This is a genomic window from Brevundimonas sp. UBA7506 (assembly GCF_002479495.1).
GTDB lineage: Bacteria > Pseudomonadota > Alphaproteobacteria > Caulobacterales > Caulobacteraceae > Brevundimonas.
The window spans coordinates 23,261-45,413 of record NZ_DLNQ01000001.1 but is presented as its reverse complement, the minus strand read 5'-3'; the positions used below and the strand labels follow the sequence as shown (position 1 = coordinate 45,413).

Genomic DNA, 22,153 nt, shown 5'->3' with positions numbered 1-22,153 from the left:
GCTGTGCCAATCTGGGGCGTCAGTCCGGAAGTGATATGTCGCCAATCAAAGCTGCGGTCCTCGCGACCGCCATTCTTCTGTCTCCGGGCCTGGCTCAGGCGCAGGCGCCCGCGCCGCGCGATGACTTGCTGCGGGCCGTCGAGCAGCGCGCCTCGCAGACCAGCTTCGCCGCGCTCGAAGCCTTCGGCGAGGCGGCCTACAAGCGCCACGACCGCGAGGGACTGAATCGCCTCTATCACGTCGTCTGGATCATTCAGAACCAGGGCGAGTTCGAGCGCGCGGGCTTCTGGAACGCGCGATTGGCCGAAAACGCGCGCGCACAAAACGACCGTCGCTACATCGAGATCGCGCGACTGAATGATCTGACCGCCCGCTACGACCAAGGCGATCTTAGCGTCGACGCTGAGATGGCCCGCATGACCGCCGTGGGATCTGACTGGTTCGTGCGGGCTCACGCCGCGCGTCTCACGGCCATGGCTCTCATGGACCAGGACAAGGTGGGCGAGGGCCTGAAGCTGCTCAGTCAGGCCGAGACCGAGATTCAGGACGAAGATCCTTTCGCCGCCACCGCCCATTCGGGGCTGTGGGAGATGACCGGCATGGGGTTGATGAAGCTGAACGACGTGGTGGGGGCGACGATCGCCTTCCGTCGCTTCGAGCTCGACTACGCCAATCCGGCCTATCCGCGCCCCGACTTCGACAGCCTGTACAACCTGACCAAGATGGCGGTGCAGGTCGGCGACCTGAGCCGGGCCCAGGCCTATTACGCCGCCCACCGCCGCCTCAGCATGCGCACGGGTCTGGATAACCTGCTGGTCTATGATGCCAGCCTGTGCGCCCAGGTGGCGGATGCCAGGGACGAGCCGCTGGAGGTGCTGGCTTGCGTCGCGCCCTATGGCGAGGACATGGGCTCGGCCGCCTTCCTGAAGCTGGAGCTGTTGCCTTTGCGGGCTGTGGCCCGCGCGCGGACCGGCGACCTCGACGGGGCGCGTCGTGATCTGGCCCAACTGCGCGTGCTGGACCGCGAGGGGGGCGTGGATTCCCACGTGGCCCTGGTCGAGGCCGAACTTCTGTTCGCCTCTGGCCAGTCGGCCGAGGCCTATGCGGTGTTGCGGACCTATCAACGCGAACGGGATGTCCAGACGGCCCAGAGGTTCAGCGCGGGCATTCGTCAGGTCACCGGCGACATCCAGGAACAGTTGGATCGGCGGCGACAGCAACTGGAGACCGCTCGCGCCAATACCGAGCTGCAGCGCACGGTCATCCGTTGGCAGAACTGGATCGTCGGCATCGGCGTGGTCTTCATGCTGTCGGCGCTGCTGACCCTGCTGTGGCAGTGGCGTCAGGGGGGCGAACTGCGCCGCGCCCGCCGCCGCGCCGAGGAGGCCAATCGCGCCAAGAGCGAGTTCCTGGCCAATATGAGCCATGAGATCCGCACTCCGCTGAACGGGGTCGTGGCCATGGCCGACGCCTTGGGTCAGCGCCAGCTGAACGCCGACGAGCATGACATGGTCGAGGTCATTCGCTCATCCGGCGCCATGCTGGAACGCCTGTTGTCCGACATCCTGGACAGCGCCCGTATCGAGTCCGGCCAGGTCACGATCGAACCCGCGCCCTTCCATCTGGGCCGCGCGGTGCAGGACGTGGCGGCCCTGTGGCGCATTCCGGCCGAAGCCAAGGGTGTGGAGGTCGTCTTGCACGCCCATCCCGTCTTTGAGCGCCAGGTGCTAGGAGACGCCGTGCGCGTGCGTCAGGTTCTGACCAATCTGGTCAGCAACGCGCTGAAGTTCACGTCGCAGGGCAAGGTCAGCCTGGCGGTCGAACCGGGCCTTGAGGGGGACGTGCGGTTTATCGTCACCGACACCGGCGTCGGCTTCGACGAGGAGCAGAAGGCGCGCATCTTCGGCCGCTTCCAGCAGGCCGACGGCTCGATCACGCGGCGCTTCGGCGGCACCGGCCTGGGTCTGGCCATCTCGCGCGAACTCGTCGAGCTCATGGGCGGCTGGCTGGAATGCGACAGCACGCCCGGCGTGGGCTCGCGCTTCTGGTTCGAGATTCCATTGCCGCCCGTCGGGGAAGCGATCGAGGCCGTCGATGAGGTTAAGCCCGTCGGCGATGTGCGCGAACAGCCGCTGCGGGTATTGCTGGCCGACGACCACCCGGCCAACCGCAAGGTCATCGAGATCATGCTGGGTGCGACCGCGATGGAACTGGTCGCCGTCGAGGACGGAGCGCAGGCGCTGGAGACTTTCAAGCGCGAGGCCTTCGATCTGGTCCTGATGGACATGCAGATGCCGGTGATGGACGGCCTGACCGCCACCGCGGGCATTCGCGCCTTCGAGGCGCAGCACGGCCGCGCTCGGACGCCGATCCTGATGCTGACCGCCAACGCCATGGCCGAGCACGTCGAGGCGGGGCGGGCGGCAGGCTCGGACGGCCATCTGACCAAGCCCCTGACCCTCGCCGCCCTGTTCGACGGGATAGATCAGGTGATGACCCGGCGCGACCGCGCCGCCTAGGGCCTGATCAGGGCCACTTCACCACGGGCGGCATGGAACTGAGGATCGACTCGACATTGCCGCCGGTCTTCAGCCCGAACATGGTGCCGCGATCGTAGAGCAGGTTGAACTCGACGTAGCGGCCGCGACGGATCAGCTGTTCCTCGCGTTCCTCGGGCGTCCAGGCCTCGGTCATGCGACCGGCGACGATCTTGGAATAGACGTCAAGGAAGGCCTTGCCGACGTCCTGGGTGAAGGCGAAGTCGCGTTCCCAGTCGCCGCTGTCGTGATGGTCGTAGAAGATGCCGCCGGTGCCGCGCGGTTCGTTGCGGTGGGGCAGGAAGAAGTATTCGTCGCACCACTGCTTGTATTTGGCGTGCCATGCCGGGTCATAGGCGTCGCAGGCGCCCTTCATTGCGGCGTGGAAGGCGAGGGTGTCGGGGTGGTCGTCGCGACGGTCCGCGTCCAGCACCGGCGTCAGGTCGCCGCCGCCGCCGAACCAGGTTTTCGTGGTCGAAATCAGTCGGGTGTTCATGTGCACCGCGGGCACGCGCGGGCTGACCGGATGGCAGATCAGGCTGATGCCGGTGGCGAAAAAGCGCGGGTCTTCCTCGGCGCCCGGGACATTCTTCGCATAGTCGGCGGGGAAGGTCCCGTGGACGGTCGAGCAGTGGACGCCCACCTTTTCGAACAGGCGGCCGCTCATCATGCCCATGACGCCGCCGCCGCCTTCCTTGCGGTCCCAGGGCGTGCGCACGAAGCGGCCGGCCTCGCCGGGGAAGAGGTCGGCGGGGGCGGCGTCTTCCAGGGCTTCGAAACCGGCGTGAATCTGATCACGCAGGGTCTCGAACCAGACGCGGGCGCGCTCGCGGTGCTCGACCATCAGGGTGGGGGTGTCTTGGATCATGAGGGCTTCAACCATGACGGGCGGCCTTTGTGAACAGTGTGCGGTCCGCGCTTCATGCGCCCCGGCCCAAAACAGGGCCTTGATCCAGATCAGACCAGGTTTCCATGCCGCCTCGCCTGTGTCAGCGTGACCTTATCAGTCTTCAGGGGACCCTCATGATCCGCACCGCTCTGCTCGCCGCTGTCTCGCTCGCTGTCCTGGCCGGACCCGCGCTGGCCCAAACCCCGGCCGGCGACAGCACCGCAGGGCAGGAGCGGGTGATGCAGATCCTGCGCCGCACGCCGCTGATCGACGGTCACAACGACCTGCCTTGGGCCTTGCGTCAGGGCTTTGGCAATGACCCCTATCGCGTTGATCTGGCGACCAATCTGGCGGCGACGACGCGGCTTCACACCGACATCCCGCGCCTGCGCGCGGGCGGCGTCGGGGCCCAGTTCTGGTCGGTCTATGTCCCCGCCAGCCTGGAGCCGGTGGAGGCCGCCAAGGCCACCTTCGAGCAGATCGACACGGTCAAGCGCATCGCCGCCGCCTATCCCTCGGTGTTCGAGATCGCTGTCACCGCCGACGACATCGCCCGCATCCACAAGGCGGGGCGCATCGCCAGCCTGATCGGCATGGAAGGCGGCTATTCGATCGACGATTCCCTGGGCCTGCTGCGCGAGTTCTATGATTCGGGTTCGCGCTACATGACGCTGACCCACTCCAAGACCACGACCTGGGCCGACAGCGCCACGGACGCGCCCAAGTGGGGCGGCCTGTCGCCCTTCGGCGAGCAGGTGGTCAAGGAGATGAACCGCCTCGGCATGATGGTGGACCTGAGCCACGTCTCGGAAGAGACCATGACCGACGCCATCCGCGTCTCGACGGCCCCGGTCATCTTCTCGCACTCGTCGGCGCGCGCCGTGACGGGCCACCCACGCAACGTGCCCGACGCCGTGCTGCGGATGATGCCGGCCAACGGCGGCATCGTCATGGTGACCTTCGTGCCCGGTTTCATCAGCGAGCCGGTGCGCCAGTGGGGCTCTTTGCGCTCCGCCGAGCTTTCGCGGCTCTCGGCTCTGAACCAGGGCGATCCTGACGCGGTGAAGGCGGGCATTGACGCCTGGACGGCCGCCAACCCTTCGCCCAAGGCCACGCTGGACGACGTCGTGGCCCACATTCAGCACGTTCGCGACGTGGCGGGCATCGACCATGTGGGGCTGGGCGGCGATTTCGACGGCGTCGACAGCCTGCCTGAGGGCGTGGAGAGCGTGGAGGCCTATCCCCGCATCCTGGCTGAACTGATGCGTCGTGGCTGGACCGAGGCCGATATCCGCAAGATCTCGGGCGAGAACCTGCTGCGCACCATGCGCGCCGTCGAACGCGCCGCCACCGCCCAGCGCGGCGAGCGTCCCAACCTGGCGCAACTGCCCAACGACGGCGCGCCGGAGTAGGCCTCAGGCGGGCTGCGGCGCTGACGGGGCTTTCAGACGAACCAGCCGGGCGATCTCGAAGGCGAGATCCTCTTCTGAATGGTGCGGCTTGACCTCGATGAAGTCGACGCCCGCGCGTCGCAGGGCCTCGCGTTTGACGGCGTCGCGCGCGGCGGCTGTGCCCAGGTAGTGACCCGAGCCCTGGAATTCCACGGCCGCCAGCGGTTGCCCGTCGCGCGCGATGACCAGCATGTCCACGCGCTTGCTGTTCACGGCAGCGAAGGCCTTGGCGTCGGTCGTGGTCAGCACCTCGCCGAGCGAGACCTGCGCCATCACGCGCCAGCCGTTCGCATGACCGCGCAGAAGGCGTTCGATTTGCAGGAAGGTGCGGGCTTCGCTTTTCGACATCAGCCGCTTGGGCTGGAACTCGGCATTCATGACGATGGCGAGTTGAGCCGTAGGATCAACGCGGTCGCTTTGGATAGGCGAGGGGGCTGATGGGCCCGTCTTCACCCTCTTGGGTCCCCGCCAGCGTCCTGGTCGCCGCGAACGGCGAGGGTTGTGTCGGCTGCGAGTGACGCCGATCCCTGCCAGAAAGCCTGACAGGGCGAAGAAGGCCAGCAACAGGAGCAGGTTCTCGGCCTGAACGATCGCCCGCACGAAGGCTTCCAAATTCATCGCTCCGGTTTTCAGAAGCGCAGAGCGTGCCATCCACAACTTGGCGCTCGATGAACTAGCGTGGTTAAGGCCGGCTCAGGGCCTCGTCGGCAACCCGCCCAACTGACGCAGGCCTTCCCACAGGGCGATGCCCGCGCTGACCGACAGGTTCAGCGACCGTGTCTCCGGCCGGATGGGGATGAAGACCCGGGCGTCGGCGGCGTCGTGGACGTAGTCGGGCGCCCCGGCGCTTTCCTTGCCGAACAGCAGGACGTCGTCGGGCCGGAACTCGAATTCAGGCAGGGGCGTGGCGCCCTTGGTCGTGAACAGGACCAGCCGTCCGGGCGCGCGGTCGCGCTGGAAGGCCTCCCAGTCGGCGTGGCGGGTCATGTGCGACAGCGGGCCGTAGTCCAGCGCCGCGCGTTTCATGGCGCGGTCGTCGAAACGGAAGCCGGTAGGCTCGATGACGTGCAATTCCACGCCGAAACAGGCGCTCTGGCGGATGCAGGCGCCCACATTCTGCGGGATGTCAGGTTGAAAAAGGGCGAGACGCATTCTAAGGCCGTCATACGCGCGGGGCGGGGTCTTGTCGCGGTCTTTGTTGCGACCGTTTCGCAAGTTGTGTCAGCAACTTGTGTCTATTGGGGTAAAACAAGGGCCGCGGGCATCTTTTGCCGTCTCGCAGGGACGATCCATGCCGACGACTAACCCCTTCCGGGGCGGGCGATCGGGAGTGCAGAGGTGAGAGCGTGGCCGAATCGGTCGTGAATGCTGAAGGGCCCGAGGGCCAACACGGGGGCGGCGACGCCACCCGCCGCGATTTCATCCACATCGCCGCCGGCGCCGCCGCGGTCGGTGCTGGCGTGATGGTGGCCTGGCCGCTGATCAACCAGATGAACCCCGCCGCCGACACCCTGGCCCTGGCGTCGATCGAATTCGATCTGACCAAGGTTCAGGAAGGCCAGCAGGTCGTCATCAAGTGGCAGGGCAAGCCGGTCTTCGTGCGCTACCGCACCCCGGCCGAGCTGACCAAGGTCATCGACGAGGGCGCCGTGGGCAGCCCGCCGCAGACCGACGCCGAGCGCACCAAGGCCGGCCATGAGAAATATCTGGTCGTCGTCGGTTCGTGCACCCACCTGGGCTGCGTGCCGACCTTCAACGCCGGCGACTACGGCGGCTGGTTCTGCCCCTGCCACGGCTCGCACTACGACGCCTCGGGCCGCATCCGTAAGGGCCCGGCGCCGCTGAACCTGATCGTGCCGAACTACGAATACGTGTCCGACACCCGCGTGAAGATCGGCTGAGGACGGACAGAGGAACCATGAGCGATCACGAATCCACCTACGTCCCCAAAACCGCCATCGAGCGGTGGATGGACACCCGCCTGCCGATCATCCGTTTCGGCATGGACTACGCCAACCTGCCGACCCCCCGGAACCTGAACTACTGGTGGACCTTCGGCGGCATCCTGGCCCTCTGCCTGATGACCCAGATCATCACCGGCATCGTCCTGGCCATGCACTACACCCCGCACATCGACCTGGCCTTCGCCTCGGTCGAGCGCATCATGCGCGACGTCAACGGCGGCTGGCTGATCCGCTATGTCCACGCCAACGGCGCGTCGATGTTCTTCATCGCCGTCTACCTGCACATGCTGCGCGGCCTCTACTACGGGTCCTACAAGGCCCCGCGCGAGATGATCTGGATCATCGGCTGCGTCATCTTCTTCCTGATGATCGCCACCGCCTTCCTGGGCTACGTCCTGCCCTGGGGCCAGATGTCCTTCTGGGGCGCTGAGGTCATCACCAACCTGATCGGCGCCATTCCGGTCGTCGGCGAGCCGATCCTGATCTGGCTGCGCGGCGGCCCGGCGATCGACAACGCGACGCTGAACCGCTTCTTCTCGCTGCACTACCTGCTGCCGTTCGTCATCGCCGGCTGCGTGGTGCTGCACCTGTGGGCCCTGCACGCCGCCGGTCAGAACAACCCGGTCGGCATCCTGATCCCGAAGGACCGCCAGAAGAAGGACATGCTGCCCTTCCACCCCTACTTCACGGTCAAGGACGGCTTCGCCATCATCCTGTTCCTGATCCTGTTCGCGGTCTTCGTCTTCTATCAGCCGAACGCCCTGGGCCACGCCGACAACTACATTCCGGCCAACCCGCTGCAGACCCCGGCGCACATCGTGCCTGAGTGGTACATGCTGCCCTTCTACGCGATCCTGCGCGCCATCCCCGACAAGTTCGGCGGCGTGGTGGCCATGTTCGCGGCCATCGGCGTCCTGTTCGTCCTGCCCTGGCTGGACACGTCCAAGGTGCGCTCGATGCGCTACCGCCCGACGATGAAGACCTTCTTCATCATCTTCCTGTTCGTCTGCTTCGGCCTCGGCTGGTGCGGCGCCCAGCTGCCGGACGCTCCGGTGATCGGTAGCTTCAAGACCTTCACCCTGATCGATGGCGACCTGAACTCCTACCTGTGGCTGACGCGCTTCCTGACGGCCTACTACTTCATCTTCTTCCTGGTGCTGATGCCGCTGATCGGCCTGCGCGAGAAGCCGCTGCCGGTCCCGGCGACGATCTCGGAGCCGGTACTGCCCGTCACCGAGCAGAAGGGCTGAGCGCGATGATTTCGAACGAGAAGAAAACCGTGTCCTTCCGCAAAACCCTGGTCGTTCTGACGGCCGCTCTGGGCCTGGCCGCCACCGCCGCTCCGGCGCTGGCCGCCGGGGGCGCCAAGCATCCGCGCAGCGGCGGCTTCAGCTTCGAGGGGCCGTTCGGCACCTATGATCAGGGCCAGCTGCAGCGCGGCTACAAGGTCTACAAGGAAGTCTGCGCCTCGTGCCACGGCATGAACCTGGTGCACTTCCGCAACCTGGGCGACAAGCACGGGCCGTTCTGGAACCCGGAATATCCGAACCCGAACGACAACCCGGTCGTGAAAGCCCTGGCCAAGGAAGTTCAGGTCGCGGACATCGACAGCGAGACGGGCGAGGCGCTGATGCGTGACGCCACCACTGCTGACAAGTTCCCGTCGCCCTATCCTAACGCTACGGCCGCAGCCGCCGCCAACGGCGGCGCGACCCCGCCGGACCTCTCGGTCATGGCCAAGGCCCGTCACGACGGCGCCAACTACATCTACTCCCTGCTGTCGGGTTATGTGACGCCGCCGGAAGGTCTGACCATGACCTCGAGCCAGCACTACAACCCCTACATGGCGGGCGACCTGACCCCGTTCTGGGACAAGAAGAAGGGCCACGTGCCTCCGGGCGGCTTCATCGCCATGCCCGCGCCGCTGCGCGACGGTCAGGTCACCTATGACGACGGCACCAAGGCCAGCGTCGACCAGATGGCCAAGGACGTCGCCGCCTTCATCGCCTGGACCTCCGAGCCCAAGGCGACCGAGCGCAAGCAGATGGGCTTCGGCGTGATCATCTTCCTGCTGCTGTTCGCAGGGATCACCTACGCCAGCTATCGCCGCATCTGGAAGGGCGTCGCCCACTAAGGCGAAACCATTCAAGACGAGATGACCCGCCGGAGCGATCCGGCGGGTTTTTTCTTGTACGTTGCGATGGTCCCAAAAGTTCTTTATAACGCAAAGCGCAAAGGAGATCCGCTGATGAAGTCGCATGCCTGTCTGGCGCTGGCCGCCGCTCTTCTGATTGCTCCCGTATCTGTCCATGCCCAGATGCCCGCATCGCCCAACGGGTCCGAGGCCCAGCGCGCGGCCATCAATCGTCTGAACTTCATGGATGGCGAATGGCGCGGCGAGGCGGTCGTCCATGGCCCGACGGGAACCATGACCCTGACCCAGACGGAGCGGGTCGGCTCCATGCTGGGCGGGTCCATCAAGGTGATCGAGGGTCGTGGTTACGCCGCCGACGGCTCAACCCAGTTCAACGCCATGGCCGTCGTGTCATGGGACGCCCGCGCCGGCCGCTACGGGTTCCGTTCGTACGCTCAGGGGTATTCGGGCGATTACGCCTTCGAAGCCACGGAGGACGGCTTCCGCTGGGAGACGCCGGCAGGGCCCAATGCCAGGATGCAGTACGTCGCCGTGGTGCGCGACGGAACCTGGCACGAGGTCGGCACATACGTCGCCGAGGGCCAGCCCCCGCGTAAGGCCATTGAGATGCGGCTGACGCGGGTCGGCGACACCGATTGGCCGGCGGGCGGGGCGGTCTCGCCGACACCTTGAACGGCGAGGAGGGGGCGTCGCATCGACACGATGGAGCAGGGCCTCTAGGGTCCGTCCCTCTGATTTGCCCGAGGGGTCCGTTTCATGCGCCTGATGTCGTCCGCCGCCGTCCTTTTGTTCGCCGCCTCGCTGGCGTCGGGCGCAGCCGCCCAGACCCCCGATTTTGATGCCGCGCGCATCTCCAACGACATCAAGGTTCTGTCGGACGACAGCTTCGAGGGGCGGGGCATCGCCACCCCGGCCGAGCAGAAGGTCATCGATTATCTGAGCCAACAGTACGCTGCGGCCGGCTTCGCGCCCGGCGGCGAAAACGGCGGCTGGACCCAGGCGGTGGGCCTGAACCGCTTCACCGTCTCCAACGTCAGCGGCCAGATCAAGGTCGGCGACTGGACGCAAGCCCTGGCCCAGGGCCAGCAGGCCACGATCACCACCCGCCTGCCGAGCAATGGCGTCGACCTGCGCGGCAAGCCCCTGGTCTTCGTCGGCTACGGCACCAACGCGCCGGAGCGCGACTGGAACGACTTCAAGACCGACGTGCGCGGCAAGGTCATCGTCGTCCTGGTCAACGACGCCGACTTCGAGGAGCCCTCGCTGAACACCTTCGGCGGCGTGGCCATGACCTACTACGGCCGCTGGACCTACAAGTACGAAGAGGCGGCGCGTCAGGGCGCGGCGGGCGTGCTGATCGTCCACGAGACCAGGCCGGCCTCCTACGGCTGGACCACCGTGGCCAACTCCTGGTCCGTGCCGCAGTTCGACATCGTGCGTCAGAACCCCTCGGCCGAGCGGGTGCCGATGGAGGCCTGGATCCAGCGCGACGTGGCCGTCGAGATGTTCCGCCAAGCCGGGCTCGACTTCGAGCAGGAGAAGATCAAGGCGCGCAGCCGCGACTTCCGGCCGGTCGAGCTGAAGGGCGCGACCATCGACGCCAAATTCGACGTGAAGACCGACCAGATCACGACCCACAACGTCGTGGCCAAGCTGGAAGGCGCGACCCATCCGGACGAGACCATCCTCTACACCGGCCACTGGGACCACATCGGCATGGGCGAGCCGGACGCCAACGGCGACCGCATCTTCAACGGCGCCGTGGACAACGCCTCGGGCACGGCGGGCCTGCTGGAGCTGGCGCGTCAATGGGCCAAGGGCCCGAAGCCCGAACGCAGCATCGTCATGATCAGCTTCACCGGCGAGGAAAGCGGCCTGCTGGGCTCGGAATTCTACGCCGCCAATCCGCTGTATCCGCTGGAAACCACGGTTGCGGGCTTCAATCTGGACGCCACGAACGTGCTGGGCCGGATGAGCAAGCTGGGCGTCACCGGCTATGGTCAGTCCGATCTGGACGAGCGCGTCATCGCCCTGGCGTCGGCCCAAGGGCGCGGCTTCGAGGGAGACGCAGGCGCGGGCGCGGGCATATACTTCCGCTCGGACCACTTCCCGCTGGCCAAGAAGGGCGTGCCGATGGGCTACCTTTCCTCGACGGGCGAATACATTGACGAGCCGATCGCCCAGCGCCAGGCCGCGGCCAACGAATATCGCGCCAACCGCTATCACCAGGCCGCCGACGAGTGGGAGTCCAACTGGGATTATCGCGGCATGATTCAGGATCTGTCGGTCGTCTATGACGCCGGTCAGGCCCTGGCCAACAGCCGCGACTGGCCGCAGTGGAAGCCGGGGTCCGAGTTCGGCCCGGCGCGCGCTGTCAGCGCCGATCAGCGCAAGTAGGCCGGGTCCCCGCCGCCTTCGCGGAACATGACAAAAATGTAAGGGGCGGTCTCACGGGGGGCCGCCCTATTACTTTGCGCGAAAGCCCCCGTGGGGAGGGCTCGGGAGTTTCCATGAATCGTCGGTTCATCAGCGGCGTCGCCGCTACCGCTCTTCTGCTGGTCGCCGGTTCGGCCGCGGCTCAGGACTTTTCGGCCCAGCGGCTGTCGGACGAAATCCGCACCATCAGCGCCGACGACTTCCAGGGCCGCTATCCCGGCACGGACGGCGAGAAGAAGACGTTGGACTGGCTGCAGGCCCAGTACGAGGCCATGGGCATGGCCCCGGGCGGTCCGAACGGTCAGTGGCTGCAGGTCGTCGACCTGAAGCGCTTCACCCCCGTCGCGGACGCCGCCAGGGCCAGCTGGACCGGCGCGGACGGTCAGGCGCACGCTCTGACGCCCGGAACCGACATCACCCTGCGGGCGGTCAGCAATGACGGCAAGGCGTCGATTGCTGGCGCGGGCCTGGTCTTCGCCGGCTACGGCATCAACGCCCCCGAGCGCGGCTGGGACGACTACGGCGGCCTCGACGTGACCGGCAAGATCGTCCTCGTCGTCGGCGGCGAGCCGGACGGCGACCTGTTCAACGGCCCCTACACGACCAACTACCAGTCCGGCGCCTATAAGGCGGACGAGGCCAAGCGCCGCGGCGCCCTGGGCGTCATCACCGTGTCCAAGGCGACCGCCACCGACACCGCCTGGACCCGCATGGTCCAGGGCAACGCCCGCACCCGCACGCTGACGCCGGGCGCGGCGGATCTGGAGTTCTCGGGCGCGATCAACGCCGACACGGCCAAGGCTCTGGGCCTGGACATGGCTGAACTGACGTCTCGGATCAGTACCGGCGACTTCCGCGCCTTCGTCGTGCCGGGCGTGACCCTGTCGGTCGAGACGGCCGAGACCACGGACACCCTGCGCACCCATAACCTGCTGGCCAAAATCCCGGGCGCCAGGCGGCCGAACGAGACCATCATCTATTCGGCCCACTGGGACCACGTCGGCGTCAACGAGCACGCCGCCGGCGACGACAAGGTCTTCAACGGCGCCTGGGACAACGCCTCGGGCACCATCGGCGTGCTGGAGATGGCCCGTCAGCTGAAGGCCGCGCCCGCGCCCGACCGCACCATCGTCTTCGCCCACATGGCGGCCGAGGAAATGGGCCTGCTGGGCGCCTACGCCTATGCCGCGGATCCGGTCTATCCGCTGGAAACGACGGTGGCCGACATCAACATCGACATGCTGCCCCTGTCCGGTCCGACCCGCGACGTGCCGATCTTCGGCAAGGGCCAGAACAGCCTGGAAGACGACCTTCAGGCCCTGGCGGTCAAGGAGGGCCGCTACGTGTCGGATGACGGCCAGCCGGAGCAGGGCTTCTACTACCGTTCCGACCACTTCCCCTTCGCCCGCGCGGGCGTGCCGGCCCTGATGCCCTGGCACGGCGTGGATTGGGTGGATGGCGGCAAGGAGGCCGGTCTGGCGGCGTGGAAGGCCAGGTTCGCGGCCGACTATCACAAGCCCAGCGACGAATGGTCGGCCGACTGGGACCTGCGTTCGGCGGTCGAGAACCTGACCCTGCTATATCGCCTGGGCCTGCAACTGGCCAACAGCGATGAATGGCCGACCTGGAAGCCGACCTCTGAGTTCGGCCAGGTCCGCGCGGCCAGCGACGCGGCGCGGCGTTGATCTAAAGCGCCGCGGGACGGGTTCCGCGGCCCGTCCCCGGTGGTGATGAACCAGGCCAGCTCTCGTTCGTTTTCAACGGCATGAGAGGCTTGGTCATCCTGATGCTGGCGGTTGCCGGGCTTGCCGCCTGTGATCGTCAGCCGCGCGTCAATCCGCCGACGGAACCGGCGGCTCCGATCGACGGGCCGGAGGCGAAGGCCTCTTCTGCGCAGCGCCCGCCCGGCGCAGATACCATGTTGCCGGGGGCGGGGCCCGTCAGCTTCGTCGGCCGCTGGGCGGCCGAGGCGGACTGGTGCTTCAATCCGCGCGGCGACCGCGTGCCGATCGAGATCACCACGACCGAGTTGCGCGGCTATGAGAACCGCTGCGACATCCAGCGCATCACCGAGATCAGCGAAGGCTATGAGGCCGCTTTGAAATGCGACGCCGAGGGCGAGGCGCGCTACGAGCGGGTGCGGCTGACGGCCACCAAGCAGACCCTGGCCATCACCTGGATGGACCGCAGCGACCGGCCGGTCCGGCTGCTGCGGTGCACCACCCTGGCGGGCTGAGGCTCAGACCGCGGCCAGCGCCTGTTCCAGATCGGCGATCAGGTCGTCGATGTGTTCGATCCCGACCGACAGGCGCACGGTGTCCTCGGCCACCCCCGCCTTCTTCAGTTCGTCCGGCGACAGCTGGCGGTGGGTGGTCGAGGCCGGGTGGCAGACCAGGGACTTGGCGTCGCCGATATTGACCAGCCGGGTGAACAGCTTGACCGCGTCCTGGAAGCGCCCGCCGGCCTCTCGTCCCCCCTCAACGCCGAAGGTCAGCAGGCCCGACGCCTTGCCGCCGAAATACTTCTGGATCAGCGGGTGGGACGGATGGTCGGGCAGCCCGGCGTAGTTGACCCACTTCACCTTGGAATGGCCCTTCAGATAGGTCGCCACGGCCACGGCGTTCTCGACGTGGCGGTCCATGCGCAGGGCCAGGGTTTCCAGCCCCTGCAGGATCAGGAAGCTGTTGAACGGCGAGATTGCCGCGCCGGTGTTCCGCAACAGCACGGTCCGCACCCGGCCGATATAGGCCGCCGGACCAAGCGCTTCAGTATAGACCACGCCATGATAGCTGACCTCGGGCTCGTTCAGGCGGCGGAAGCGCGCCCTTTGTTCGGCCCATGGGAAGTTCCCGCTGTCGATGATGGCCCCGCCGATGCTGGTGCCGTGCCCGCCGATATACTTGGTCAGAGACTGCACCACGATGTCGGCGCCGTGCTCGATGGGCCGCGTCAGGTAGGGCGTCGGCACGGTGTTGTCGACGATCAGCGGCAGGCCCTGTGCGTGGGCCGCGTGAGCCAGGGCGGCGAAGTCCACCACATTGCCCAGGGGATTGCCGATGGACTCGCAGAAGACCGCCTTGGTCCGCTCATCCGTATTGGCCGCGACCGCCGCCACGTCGTCGGCGTCGATGAAGCGGACCTCGATGCCATACTGGGGCAGGGTGTGGGCGAACAGGTTGTAGGTGCCGCCGTAAAGCGTCGAGGTGGCGATGATGTTGTCGCCCGCCTCTGCAATCGTCAGGATCGCATAGGTGATCGCCGCCTGGCCCGAGGCCACCGTCAGGGCCGCGATCCCGCCCTCCAGCGCCGCCAGACGCTGCTCCAGCACGTCTGACGTCGGGTTCATGATCCGCGTGTAGATGTTGCCCGCCACCTTCAGGTCGAACAGGTCGGCCCCGTGCTGGGTGTCGTCGAAGGCGTAGCTGGTGGTCTGATAGATGGGCACCGCCACCGACTTCGTCGTCGGGTCGGGCGCATAGCCGGCGTGGACGGCGAGGGTGTCGAACTTCATGGCGGGCTCCGGGCGATGGCGAAGCCCAGACGCTAGCAAGGCCGCCCGAGGGGCGGCCTTGCAGAAATTCTCAACTGAAGCGGAGAAGCTCTAGTTGTTGAACAGGAAGTGCATCACGTCGCCGTCCTTGACGACATAGGCCTTGCCTTCCGCCCGCATCTTGCCGGCTTCCTTGGCGCCCGCCTCGCCCTTCAGCGCGACATAGTCGTCGAAGGCGATGGTTTCGCCGCGGATGAAGCCCTTTTCGAAGTCGGTGTGGATGACGCCGGCGGCCTGGGGCGCGGTGGCGCCGACCGGGATGGTCCAGGCGCGCGCTTCCTTGGGGCCGACCGTGAAGTAGGTCTGCAGGCCCAGCAGCTTGTAGGCCTCGCGGATCAGGCGGTTCAGGCCGGGCTCTTCCAGACCCAGGGTCTCGAGGAACTCTTTCTGCTCCTCGTCGTCCAGGACGGCGATTTCCGACTCGATCTGGGCCGAGATGACCACCGAGTTGGCGTTGTCCTCGGCGGCGCGCTTGGCCACCAGGTCGGACAGATCATTGCCCTTGTCGGCCGAGCCTTCTTCCACGTTGGCGACGTAGAGGGCGGGCAGGGCGGTCAGCAGCTGCAGCATGTCCCAAGCCTTCTTGTCCTCCTTGGACACCTCGGCCAGACGCGCGGGCTTGCCGTCGCGCAGCTTCTCCAGCGCGGCGTCGATCAGCTTCAGCGTCAGCTGGGATTCCTTGTCACCGCCCTTGGCGCGCTTCTCGACCTGAACGCGACGGCGCTCCAGGCTTTCCAGGTCGGCCAGCATCAGTTCGGTTTCGATGATCTCGAGGTCCGAGATGGGGTCGATGCGGTTCTCGACGTGGGTAATGTCGTCATCGACGAAGCAGCGGGCGACGAAGGCCACGGCGTCGCAGTCGCGGATATTGGCCAGGAACTGGTTGCCCAGACCCTCGCCCTTCGACGCGCCGCGCACCAGACCGGCCACATCGACGAAGGTGATCCGCGCGGGGATGATTTCCTTGGATCCGGCGATCTCCGCCAGGGTGTTCAGACGGGCTTCCGGCACGGCCACGTCGCCGGTGTTCGGCTCGATGGTGCAGAACGGATAGTTGGCGGCCTGGGCCGCCGCCGTCTTGGTCAGGGCGTTGAACAGGGTGGACTTGCCGACGTTGGGCAGGCCGACGATCGCGACTTTAAGAGCCATGGGATTCCTCGTGAGCGCGAGCCTTTAGCGGGTTCAGCCCCGTTTGTCAGGTGCGGGGACGCAACGGTCCTTCCTCCCCACGACGCGGGGAGGAAGGACGCGTGTCTGACTACTCCTCGCTATCCACCACCGGCGGCTGCTTGATCGCCGCGTGGACGCCGATAGCCGGGGCCTTTTTGAAGGTCAGGGTGAAGGAGGCGACGCCGCCGTCCACCAGAGGATCACGAAGACCCATCAGCATGACGTGGGTCGAGCCCGGCTTCAGCTCGACCTTCTGGCCGGCGGGCAGGGGCAGGCCGTCTTTCAGCTCGCCCATGCTCATGACCCCGTTCTCCATCTTCATCTCATGGATCTGGGCGCTTTCGGCCAAGGCCGTCGAGACGCTGAGCAGGCGGTCGTCCGATCCGGCCGTCAGGGTGACGTAGCAGCCCCCCGCCTTGGCGCCGTTCGGCGTCGGGCGGCACCAGGCGTCGGCGACCGTGACGGTTCCGGGGACGGCCTCTGCGGGCTTTTCGGCGGCCTGACCACAGGCGCCAAGGGCGAGGAAGGCGGACAGGGCGAGAATGCGTTTCATGGCGGGTCTCTTCTTTTCAGGAAACGGCGGGACGAGGCCGCATGAGGCGTCTTGCGGCGAAATCCAGCAGCAGGACGGTCACGAGGCTCAGTCCCGTCAGGGGATAGAGGATGCAAAGCGGGATGACGATCCCCAGCACGGCGAACCGCACGCGAGGACCAGGCGGGGCCGTCGGCGCCCCCAGACGGGCGCGGGGGCGGGCGCGAGACAGGCTGGGCGGGCGGCGTTTCCACCACATCATCAGGCCGCTGACGCCCAGCAGCCAGACGCCGATGCAACCGGCCAGCATGAGCAGGCGGTTGATCTGGCCGAACTGCGTGCCCTGATGGGTGTAGATACCCCATTCGATGGCCTTGGCCCCGGCGCCGAAGCGGTCGAAACCGATGTCGGCCAGAACAGCGCCCGTCGCCGGATCGACATAGAGGGTGCGGCTGTCCTGCACCCGACGGACCTGGGCGACGACGGTATAGGCCGTGCCAGCCTGGGCCGGGATCGACACCGTATAGGGGCGAGGCAGGTTCCGGGCTTCGGCAGCTGCAACCACGACGGTCAGGCTCTGGCCATGGGACGGCGACGGCAAGACGACGCCCTCCATGGTCCACCCTGCGCCGGCGGGGTGATCATGATGCTCGGCCCTTTGCCAGGCGCCCGCCACCGGCGCCGGCGGGCGGCCCCAGCCGCTGGCCTTGACCGCGCCCATGACCTGATCGCCCCAGACGGCGGACCACGGCATCCCCGTCACGGCCAGAAACAGGATGATACCCCCGACATAGAGGCCGACCAGGGCGTGCAGATCGCGCCAGAAGGGGCGACGGCGCACATCGGTCTCATGCAGGATCAGCACCGCGCCCTGACGTCGCCTCGGCCACCACAAATACAGGCCGGTGGCGCACAGGACGATGGTCCATCCGGCCACGATCTCGATCAGGATGTTCAGCGCCTTTCCGGTCGTCCCGCCGAACAGGCTCAGCGAGTGCAGCTTCTTGATGGTTTCGGTGACGCCGCCCTGGTCGATGACGCCCGTCACGCGGGCCGTGTGCGGATCGACAAAGACAGTCTTCTGCGATCCGTCCGGGCGGTCGATGCGCACCCGCACCGCCTGATCGGGCGAGGCCGGCAGGGTCAGATTGGTCGCGCGGCCGCCACCGGCCCGGGCGGCGCTGGCGAGCCAGTCGTCCGGCGCGGCCCGTGTCGCCGCCGGCGCGACCTCGATCATCCGCCGGTTGGCGAACTGATCGATCTCGTCCTTGAACAGATAGAGCCCGCCGGTCAGCGCCAGCAGCATCAGGAAGGGCATCACCAGCACCCCGGCGTAGAAGTGCCAGCGCCAGACGGCCCGATAGGCACCAGACATAATGTGCGGCGCCCTTCCCTTGATCGGAGCAGGCATCAGTAGGCCAACCGCAGGCCGACAAAGACCGAACGGCCCTCGCCGGGGAAGAAGACGGCGGTCGACGCCGAACGGGCGTCGGTCACGGCCGAGAATTCGCCGACGTAACGCTCGTCCGTCAGGTTCCGCGCATCGACATAGATCGAGGCGTTCGGGCCGATGTCGAAGCCGCCCGTCAGACCCAGCAGGGCGTAGTCGGGCGCCTTCATCGTATTGGCGTAATCGACATAGGGACTGCTGATCCGCCACTCGACCGAGGGCGCGACGAAGACGCCCGACGGATGGCGCCAGGTCAGCTCGGCCCGGTACTGATGCTCGGGCACCACCGGCAGGCGGCTGTCGCCCCAGCGCGCGTCGCCGTCGAAGCGGAAGTCGCTCCAGTTGTAGGTCTGGCGCAGCAGCAGCGAGCCGTCTGCGATCTCGACCGGCAGGCGCCAGTCCAGACCGGCCTCGAGGCCCTGGTGGATGGTTCGGTCGGCGTTGAAGGTCGCGGCCGGAATGTCCGGCCCGACGATGAAGTTCAGCATCTCGCCGTCGATCTGGCTGCGCCAGGCGGTCAGGTCCCAGGCGAAGGCGCCGCGTCTGCCGCGCGTGCCGATCTCGGCGGTCCAGGCATCATGAACCTCGACGGGCGTAAAGCCCGTCAGCGGGGCCTGCACGAGCGCCCCATAGGTCGGCGGCTCGACCGAGCGGGTCACGTTGGCGAAGACCTGGGCGCCGTCCTCGGCTTCCCACAACAGGCCCAGACGCGGCGAGAACCAGTCGTAGTCGATGCTGTCGTCATTGGCCGGAGCCAGATGGTCGCGATAGTCGCGCGTGGCCCGTCCCCAGGACCCGCCCGCGACCAGGGCCAGCCGGTCGGTGACGAACAACCGTCCCTCGGCGAAGACGTCGAGGCCAGACGCCTCCTGCCGCGCATCCGCCGTCCTGGCGCCGCGCAGGCCGCTCAGGTTGACGTAACGCAGAGCCTCGACCTCGCCGTCCCGCCACGAAAAGCCGTAGAAGGCGTCGGCGCGCAGGCCCGCCACCTGACCCGTCCAGTCGATCCGGCCGAAAGCGCCGCGCGTGGCGCTGTCCTGATCCATGACCTGGAAGATCGGGTGATAGAGCGACTTCTCCCAGCCCCAGACGGCGCCCTCGAACAGGGTGGACTCGCTGAAGCGCCAGCGGGTCTGCAATGTCAGGCGCTTGACCGTCAGGTCGCGGGCCTGATCCCCCGACAGAGCCGAGGTGGAGGCCATGCGCGGCGTCTTCAGGGCCTGATCCAGCGTCAGGGCGCCGGGGATGTCCTGCTTGATATCCGCCGCCTGGGCGATCAGGCGCACCTCGCGATCCTCGCCGAACGAACGCCCGGCGTTGACGGTCAGGCGGCCCTGCGACTGTTCGCTATGGTCGCGCCAGCCGTCGCTCTGCATGGCGGAGGCGGCGGCATAGACGTCCCAGTCGCCGGACGTGCGGGCCACCGCGGCGTGGCCGCGTACAGAGCCGAAACTGCCGCCCTCCAGCTGCCACAGGTTCTCTTGCAGCGCCGTGCGGCCCGTCGGCGTGACCAGATTGATCGCCCCGCCCAGTTGCGCCCCGCCAAAGCGCAGTGTGTTCGACCCCTTCCACACCTCGATGTAGCGGGCGCTCAGGGCGTCCACGCCCTGAAAGTCGGAAAAGCCGTCGGCGTCGGCGAAGGGCACGCCGTCCTGGGCCAGCAGGACGCCGCGCTGGTGGAAGCCCTGGGCGATGCCCGAGCCGCGAATGGAAAGGCGGCTTTCCTCGCCATAGCGCTTTTGCGCGAGCAAGCCGGGGACGTTCCTCAGGGTGTCGGAAAAGCCCTGGGCGAAGCGGTCGGCGTAACTCTCGGCCGAGACGACGGCCACGGCGCCGGGGGTGCGGCTGAGCCGGTCGCGCGCCTCGGCCACGACGGCGGGGTCTTCGGCGTTGCGGCGGCCGGTGACAATGATGCTGTCGACAACGGTCGTTGGGCCCTCAGCCTCGGAGGCGTGAGCAAAGCCCGGCACCAGGCAGGCGCCGATGAGCAGCGCGCACGGCGCCGCGGTGGTCTTGAAAGACATGGAAGATCAAATCCTGAAAACAGAGGTGCGGTCGCGGGCGTCGTCATGGGACGCGCGCGAGGCGGCAGAGGTTCTGGTTTTCAGGCGTGGGGAGGCGCGGTGGACGGCGGACGCGGCGGGGCGCGGGCCGGCGGCGGGGGGCTGACGCGGAAGGGCGCATAGGCGACCGGCTCGACCATGCGGACGGTCGGGGCGGGCGCCGGCGCTGGCGGTTCGGGCAAGGCGGCCAGCAGGGGCATGACGCAGGCCGCGCACTTGGCCCCGACATGCTTGTTGATGGGGCCGTCCACCCCGCCCGCGAGGATCGTCTGAGGCCCTTCGGCCGAGCAGATGACGATGGGCTGGCCCGGAGTCGACGCCGCCAGAGCCGCGAACGGCATCAGGGTTCCGATCACGATGGCGAACGTCGCGGCCAGGAAGGCCAGCGAACGCGCAATCGACCAGTTTTCACTCTGGGACCGGGTCACGAGCCTGGGCTTAAACCTTCCCGCAATGTGAAGCTATAGCGACCGGACGCCGCGCACCCTCGACAATGGCTGTTTCTCCGTGCCAGCGTGGTCGCCGGACAAGCTCAGGGGGAACCCATGATCCGCGCACTCGGACCCTTCGCCGTCGCCATGCTGCTGGCCGCGCCCGCAGCCGCTCAGCAGGTAGAGGAGGGGCCGGGCGGTCCCGACCGTGTCTCCCTGACCGTCTATAACCAGAACATCGCTTTGGTTGAGGACGTGCGGAACCTCAACGTGCCCGCCGGGCGGTCGCGTCAGGAGTTTCCGGGCGTGTCGGCCAGCATCCGGCCCGAGACGGTCGGCCTGTCGGGACGGGGCCTGTCGGTGGTGGAGCAGAACTTCGACTATGACCTGCTGACGCCGGGCAAGCTGATGGAAAGCGCCGTCGGCGGCGACATCGGCATCGTCCGCACCAATCCCGGCTCGGGCGCACAGACGACCGAGCGCGCCCGCGTCCTGGCGGCGAATCAGGGCGTGGTTCTGCAGATCGGCAACCGCATTGAGGTGCTGCGCGACGACGGGGTGCCGACGCGGGTCATCTTCGACCGGGTGCCGGAAAATCTGCGCCCGCGCCCGACGCTCAGCGTCACTTTGGACGCCGAGGGCGCCGGTCGCCGCGAGACGACGCTCAGCTATCTGACCACCGGCCTGGCGTGGAAGGCCGACTATGTCGCCCGCTTCGACGAGAAGGCGGGCAAGCTGGACCTGACCGGCTGGGTCACCATCACCAACAACTCGGGCGCGACCTTCTCCAACGCCCAGACGCGGGTGGTGGCCGGCGACATTAATCTGGTCAACCAGGGCGGCTATAATCCACGCCAGGTGCGTGCGGGCGCCGTGCGGGGGAACGGCACGCAGACGGGCGGGCAGGGCGCCCTGGCCGACGTCTATGTCTATCCGCTGCCGGAAGCCGTCACTGTCGCCAACAGCCAGACCAAGCAGGTCGGTCTGCTGGACGCGGTCGGCGTCCCGGCCAGCAAGCGCTACCTCTATGTGGCCAACGGCTTCCAGACCGCCGAGGAGCCCAGCGCGGCCGAAGTGGGCGTCATCTTCAGCAACGCCTCGGGAGCGGCGGCGCGCGCCCTGCCGGCGGGCGTCATGCGCGTCTATGTGAAGGACGAGGCGGGCGAGCCGCGCTTCATCGGCGAGGATCAGGTCGATCACGCCCCCGCCGGATCAGAGATCGTCATCACGACCGGCGAGGCCTTTGACGTCACGGTGCAGCCGCGCGTGGTTTCCAGCGCCGCCGCGTCCAAGTCGTCCTACTATCGTTGGCGCACCCGCTACGCGATGGAATACACCGTCCGTAACGCCCGCTCGCAGCCGGTGACGGTCGAGGTGCGCCAGCGGGGTCTGGGCCGGGACACGGAACTGAGCGAGCAGAGCATCGACGGCGACCTGCGCGACGCCCAAACCGTGGTCTGGCGCGTGCCCGTGCCCGCCAACGGCGAGACCAAGCTGACCGCGACCATCACGACCGGCGGCTGAT

At 67.3% G+C, this 22,153-nt stretch carries 19 protein-coding genes; 10 read left to right on the top strand and 9 right to left on the bottom strand.

All coding sequences use genetic code 11. From position 1 onward, the window contains the following. Nucleotides 1–35 precede the first annotated feature (35 nt). Complete coding sequence (locus B3K53_RS00230) at nucleotides 36–2,519, top strand: hybrid sensor histidine kinase/response regulator (RefSeq protein ID WP_292081838.1); 2,484 nt, start codon at nucleotides 36–38, stop codon at nucleotides 2,517–2,519. Nucleotides 2,520–2,526: 7 nt separating this feature from the next. Here the strand turns inward: B3K53_RS00230 and hemF are convergent, their stop codons facing one another. After that, complete coding sequence (hemF, locus tag B3K53_RS00225; protein ID WP_292081967.1) at nucleotides 2,527–3,381, bottom strand: oxygen-dependent coproporphyrinogen oxidase; 855 nt, start codon at nucleotides 3,379–3,381, stop codon at nucleotides 2,527–2,529. Between the two features lie 179 nt (nucleotides 3,382–3,560). Here hemF and B3K53_RS00220 point away from each other — a divergent pair, with 179 nt between their 5' ends. Then, nucleotides 3,561–4,838: a dipeptidase gene (locus B3K53_RS00220; RefSeq protein ID WP_292081837.1), complete on the top strand. Its 1,278-nt coding sequence runs from the start codon at nucleotides 3,561–3,563 to the stop codon at nucleotides 4,836–4,838. A gap of 3 nt (nucleotides 4,839–4,841) precedes the next feature. Here B3K53_RS00220 and B3K53_RS00215 read toward each other — a convergent pair whose 3' ends face one another. Together B3K53_RS00215 and B3K53_RS00210 are read right to left on the bottom strand one after the other, a co-directional pair. Further along, nucleotides 4,842–5,255, bottom strand: coding sequence for a DUF2726 domain-containing protein (locus B3K53_RS00215; RefSeq protein ID WP_292081836.1), 414 nt, complete (start codon nucleotides 5,253–5,255; stop codon nucleotides 4,842–4,844). A gap of 315 nt (nucleotides 5,256–5,570) precedes the next feature. Then, nucleotides 5,571–6,029: a tRNA (cytidine(34)-2'-O)-methyltransferase gene (locus tag B3K53_RS00210; RefSeq protein WP_292081834.1), complete on the bottom strand. Its 459-nt coding sequence runs from the start codon at nucleotides 6,027–6,029 to the stop codon at nucleotides 5,571–5,573. 194 nt (nucleotides 6,030–6,223) lie between these two features. Between B3K53_RS00210 and petA the strand changes: the two genes are divergently transcribed. The 7 genes from petA (at nucleotide 6,224) to B3K53_RS00175 (ending at nucleotide 13,668) form a co-directional block, all read left to right on the top strand. Next, nucleotides 6,224–6,778, top strand: a complete 555-nt coding sequence (petA, locus tag B3K53_RS00205) for a ubiquinol-cytochrome c reductase iron-sulfur subunit (RefSeq protein ID WP_292081833.1) — start codon at nucleotides 6,224–6,226, stop codon at nucleotides 6,776–6,778. A 17-nt stretch (nucleotides 6,779–6,795) separates the two neighbouring features. Further along, the gene (locus B3K53_RS00200) at nucleotides 6,796–8,091 is read left to right on the top strand and encodes a cytochrome b (protein ID WP_292081831.1); all 1,296 of its coding nucleotides are present in this window, start codon (nucleotides 6,796–6,798) and stop codon (nucleotides 8,089–8,091) included. 5 nt (nucleotides 8,092–8,096) lie between these two features. Next, nucleotides 8,097–8,975 (top strand): cytochrome c1, encoded by an 879-nt coding sequence (locus tag B3K53_RS00195; RefSeq protein WP_292081829.1) that lies wholly within the window; start codon nucleotides 8,097–8,099, stop codon nucleotides 8,973–8,975. Between the two features lie 114 nt (nucleotides 8,976–9,089). Continuing rightward, complete coding sequence (locus B3K53_RS00190; protein ID WP_292081826.1) at nucleotides 9,090–9,668, top strand: DUF1579 domain-containing protein; 579 nt, start codon at nucleotides 9,090–9,092, stop codon at nucleotides 9,666–9,668. Nucleotides 9,669–9,752: 84 nt separating this feature from the next. Then, complete coding sequence (locus B3K53_RS00185; protein WP_292081824.1) at nucleotides 9,753–11,393, top strand: M28 family metallopeptidase; 1,641 nt, start codon at nucleotides 9,753–9,755, stop codon at nucleotides 11,391–11,393. A 113-nt stretch (nucleotides 11,394–11,506) separates the two neighbouring features. Continuing rightward, complete coding sequence (locus B3K53_RS00180; protein WP_292081822.1) at nucleotides 11,507–13,117, top strand: M28 family peptidase; 1,611 nt, start codon at nucleotides 11,507–11,509, stop codon at nucleotides 13,115–13,117. A 101-nt stretch (nucleotides 13,118–13,218) separates the two neighbouring features. Then, nucleotides 13,219–13,668, top strand: coding sequence for a hypothetical protein (locus tag B3K53_RS00175; protein ID WP_292081819.1), 450 nt, complete (start codon nucleotides 13,219–13,221; stop codon nucleotides 13,666–13,668). A 3-nt stretch (nucleotides 13,669–13,671) separates the two neighbouring features. Here B3K53_RS00175 and B3K53_RS00170 read toward each other — a convergent pair whose 3' ends face one another. From B3K53_RS00170 to B3K53_RS00145, 6 genes are all read right to left on the bottom strand, one after another. Beyond that, nucleotides 13,672–14,943 (bottom strand): O-acetylhomoserine aminocarboxypropyltransferase/cysteine synthase family protein, encoded by a 1,272-nt coding sequence (locus B3K53_RS00170; protein ID WP_292081818.1) that lies wholly within the window; start codon nucleotides 14,941–14,943, stop codon nucleotides 13,672–13,674. Between the two features lie 90 nt (nucleotides 14,944–15,033). Beyond that, nucleotides 15,034–16,131, bottom strand: coding sequence for a redox-regulated ATPase YchF (gene ychF / locus B3K53_RS00165; RefSeq protein WP_292081815.1), 1,098 nt, complete (start codon nucleotides 16,129–16,131; stop codon nucleotides 15,034–15,036). A gap of 109 nt (nucleotides 16,132–16,240) precedes the next feature. Continuing rightward, entirely contained in the window at nucleotides 16,241–16,705 is a 465-nt protein-coding gene (locus tag B3K53_RS00160; protein WP_292081813.1) for a copper chaperone PCu(A)C, read from the bottom strand. Nucleotides 16,706–16,721: 16 nt separating this feature from the next. Further along, complete coding sequence (locus tag B3K53_RS00155; RefSeq protein ID WP_292081811.1) at nucleotides 16,722–18,059, bottom strand: PepSY-associated TM helix domain-containing protein; 1,338 nt, start codon at nucleotides 18,057–18,059, stop codon at nucleotides 16,722–16,724. 35 nt (nucleotides 18,060–18,094) lie between these two features. Beyond that, nucleotides 18,095–20,158: a TonB-dependent receptor family protein gene (locus B3K53_RS00150; protein ID WP_292081809.1), complete on the bottom strand. Its 2,064-nt coding sequence runs from the start codon at nucleotides 20,156–20,158 to the stop codon at nucleotides 18,095–18,097. Between the two features lie 80 nt (nucleotides 20,159–20,238). Beyond that, on the bottom strand, nucleotides 20,239–20,625 hold the full coding sequence (locus B3K53_RS00145; protein ID WP_292081807.1) for a hypothetical protein: 387 nt from the start codon (nucleotides 20,623–20,625) through the stop codon (nucleotides 20,239–20,241). 117 nt (nucleotides 20,626–20,742) lie between these two features. Between B3K53_RS00145 and B3K53_RS00140 the strand changes: the two genes are divergently transcribed. Continuing rightward, entirely contained in the window at nucleotides 20,743–22,152 is a 1,410-nt protein-coding gene (locus B3K53_RS00140; RefSeq protein WP_292081804.1) for a DUF4139 domain-containing protein, read from the top strand. The last annotated feature ends 1 nt before the right edge of the window (nucleotide 22,153 follow it).

Coding starts and splice junctions, on each gene's coding strand:
- B3K53_RS00230 (WP_292081838.1), top strand. CDS start 36: ATGTCGCCAATCAAAGCTGCGGTCCTCGCGACCGCCATTCTTCTGTCT.
- hemF (WP_292081967.1), bottom strand. CDS start 3,381: ATGGTCGAGCACCGCGAGCGCGCCCGCGTCTGGTTCGAGACCCTGCGT.
- B3K53_RS00220 (WP_292081837.1), top strand. CDS start 3,561: ATGATCCGCACCGCTCTGCTCGCCGCTGTCTCGCTCGCTGTCCTGGCC.
- B3K53_RS00215 (WP_292081836.1), bottom strand. CDS start 5,255: ATGAATGCCGAGTTCCAGCCCAAGCGGCTGATGTCGAAAAGCGAAGCC.
- B3K53_RS00210 (WP_292081834.1), bottom strand. CDS start 6,029: ATGCGTCTCGCCCTTTTTCAACCTGACATCCCGCAGAATGTGGGCGCC.
- B3K53_RS00200 (WP_292081831.1), top strand. CDS start 6,796: ATGAGCGATCACGAATCCACCTACGTCCCCAAAACCGCCATCGAGCGG.
- B3K53_RS00195 (WP_292081829.1), top strand. CDS start 8,097: ATGATTTCGAACGAGAAGAAAACCGTGTCCTTCCGCAAAACCCTGGTC.
- B3K53_RS00190 (WP_292081826.1), top strand. CDS start 9,090: ATGAAGTCGCATGCCTGTCTGGCGCTGGCCGCCGCTCTTCTGATTGCT.
- B3K53_RS00185 (WP_292081824.1), top strand. CDS start 9,753: ATGCGCCTGATGTCGTCCGCCGCCGTCCTTTTGTTCGCCGCCTCGCTG.
- B3K53_RS00180 (WP_292081822.1), top strand. CDS start 11,507: ATGAATCGTCGGTTCATCAGCGGCGTCGCCGCTACCGCTCTTCTGCTG.
- B3K53_RS00175 (WP_292081819.1), top strand. CDS start 13,219: ATGCTGGCGGTTGCCGGGCTTGCCGCCTGTGATCGTCAGCCGCGCGTC.
- B3K53_RS00170 (WP_292081818.1), bottom strand. CDS start 14,943: ATGAAGTTCGACACCCTCGCCGTCCACGCCGGCTATGCGCCCGACCCG.
- ychF (WP_292081815.1), bottom strand. CDS start 16,131: ATGGCTCTTAAAGTCGCGATCGTCGGCCTGCCCAACGTCGGCAAGTCC.
- B3K53_RS00160 (WP_292081813.1), bottom strand. CDS start 16,705: ATGAAACGCATTCTCGCCCTGTCCGCCTTCCTCGCCCTTGGCGCCTGT.
- B3K53_RS00155 (WP_292081811.1), bottom strand. CDS start 18,059: ATGTCTGGTGCCTATCGGGCCGTCTGGCGCTGGCACTTCTACGCCGGG.
- B3K53_RS00150 (WP_292081809.1), bottom strand. CDS start 20,158: ATGTCTTTCAAGACCACCGCGGCGCCGTGCGCGCTGCTCATCGGCGCC.
- B3K53_RS00140 (WP_292081804.1), top strand. CDS start 20,743: ATGATCCGCGCACTCGGACCCTTCGCCGTCGCCATGCTGCTGGCCGCG.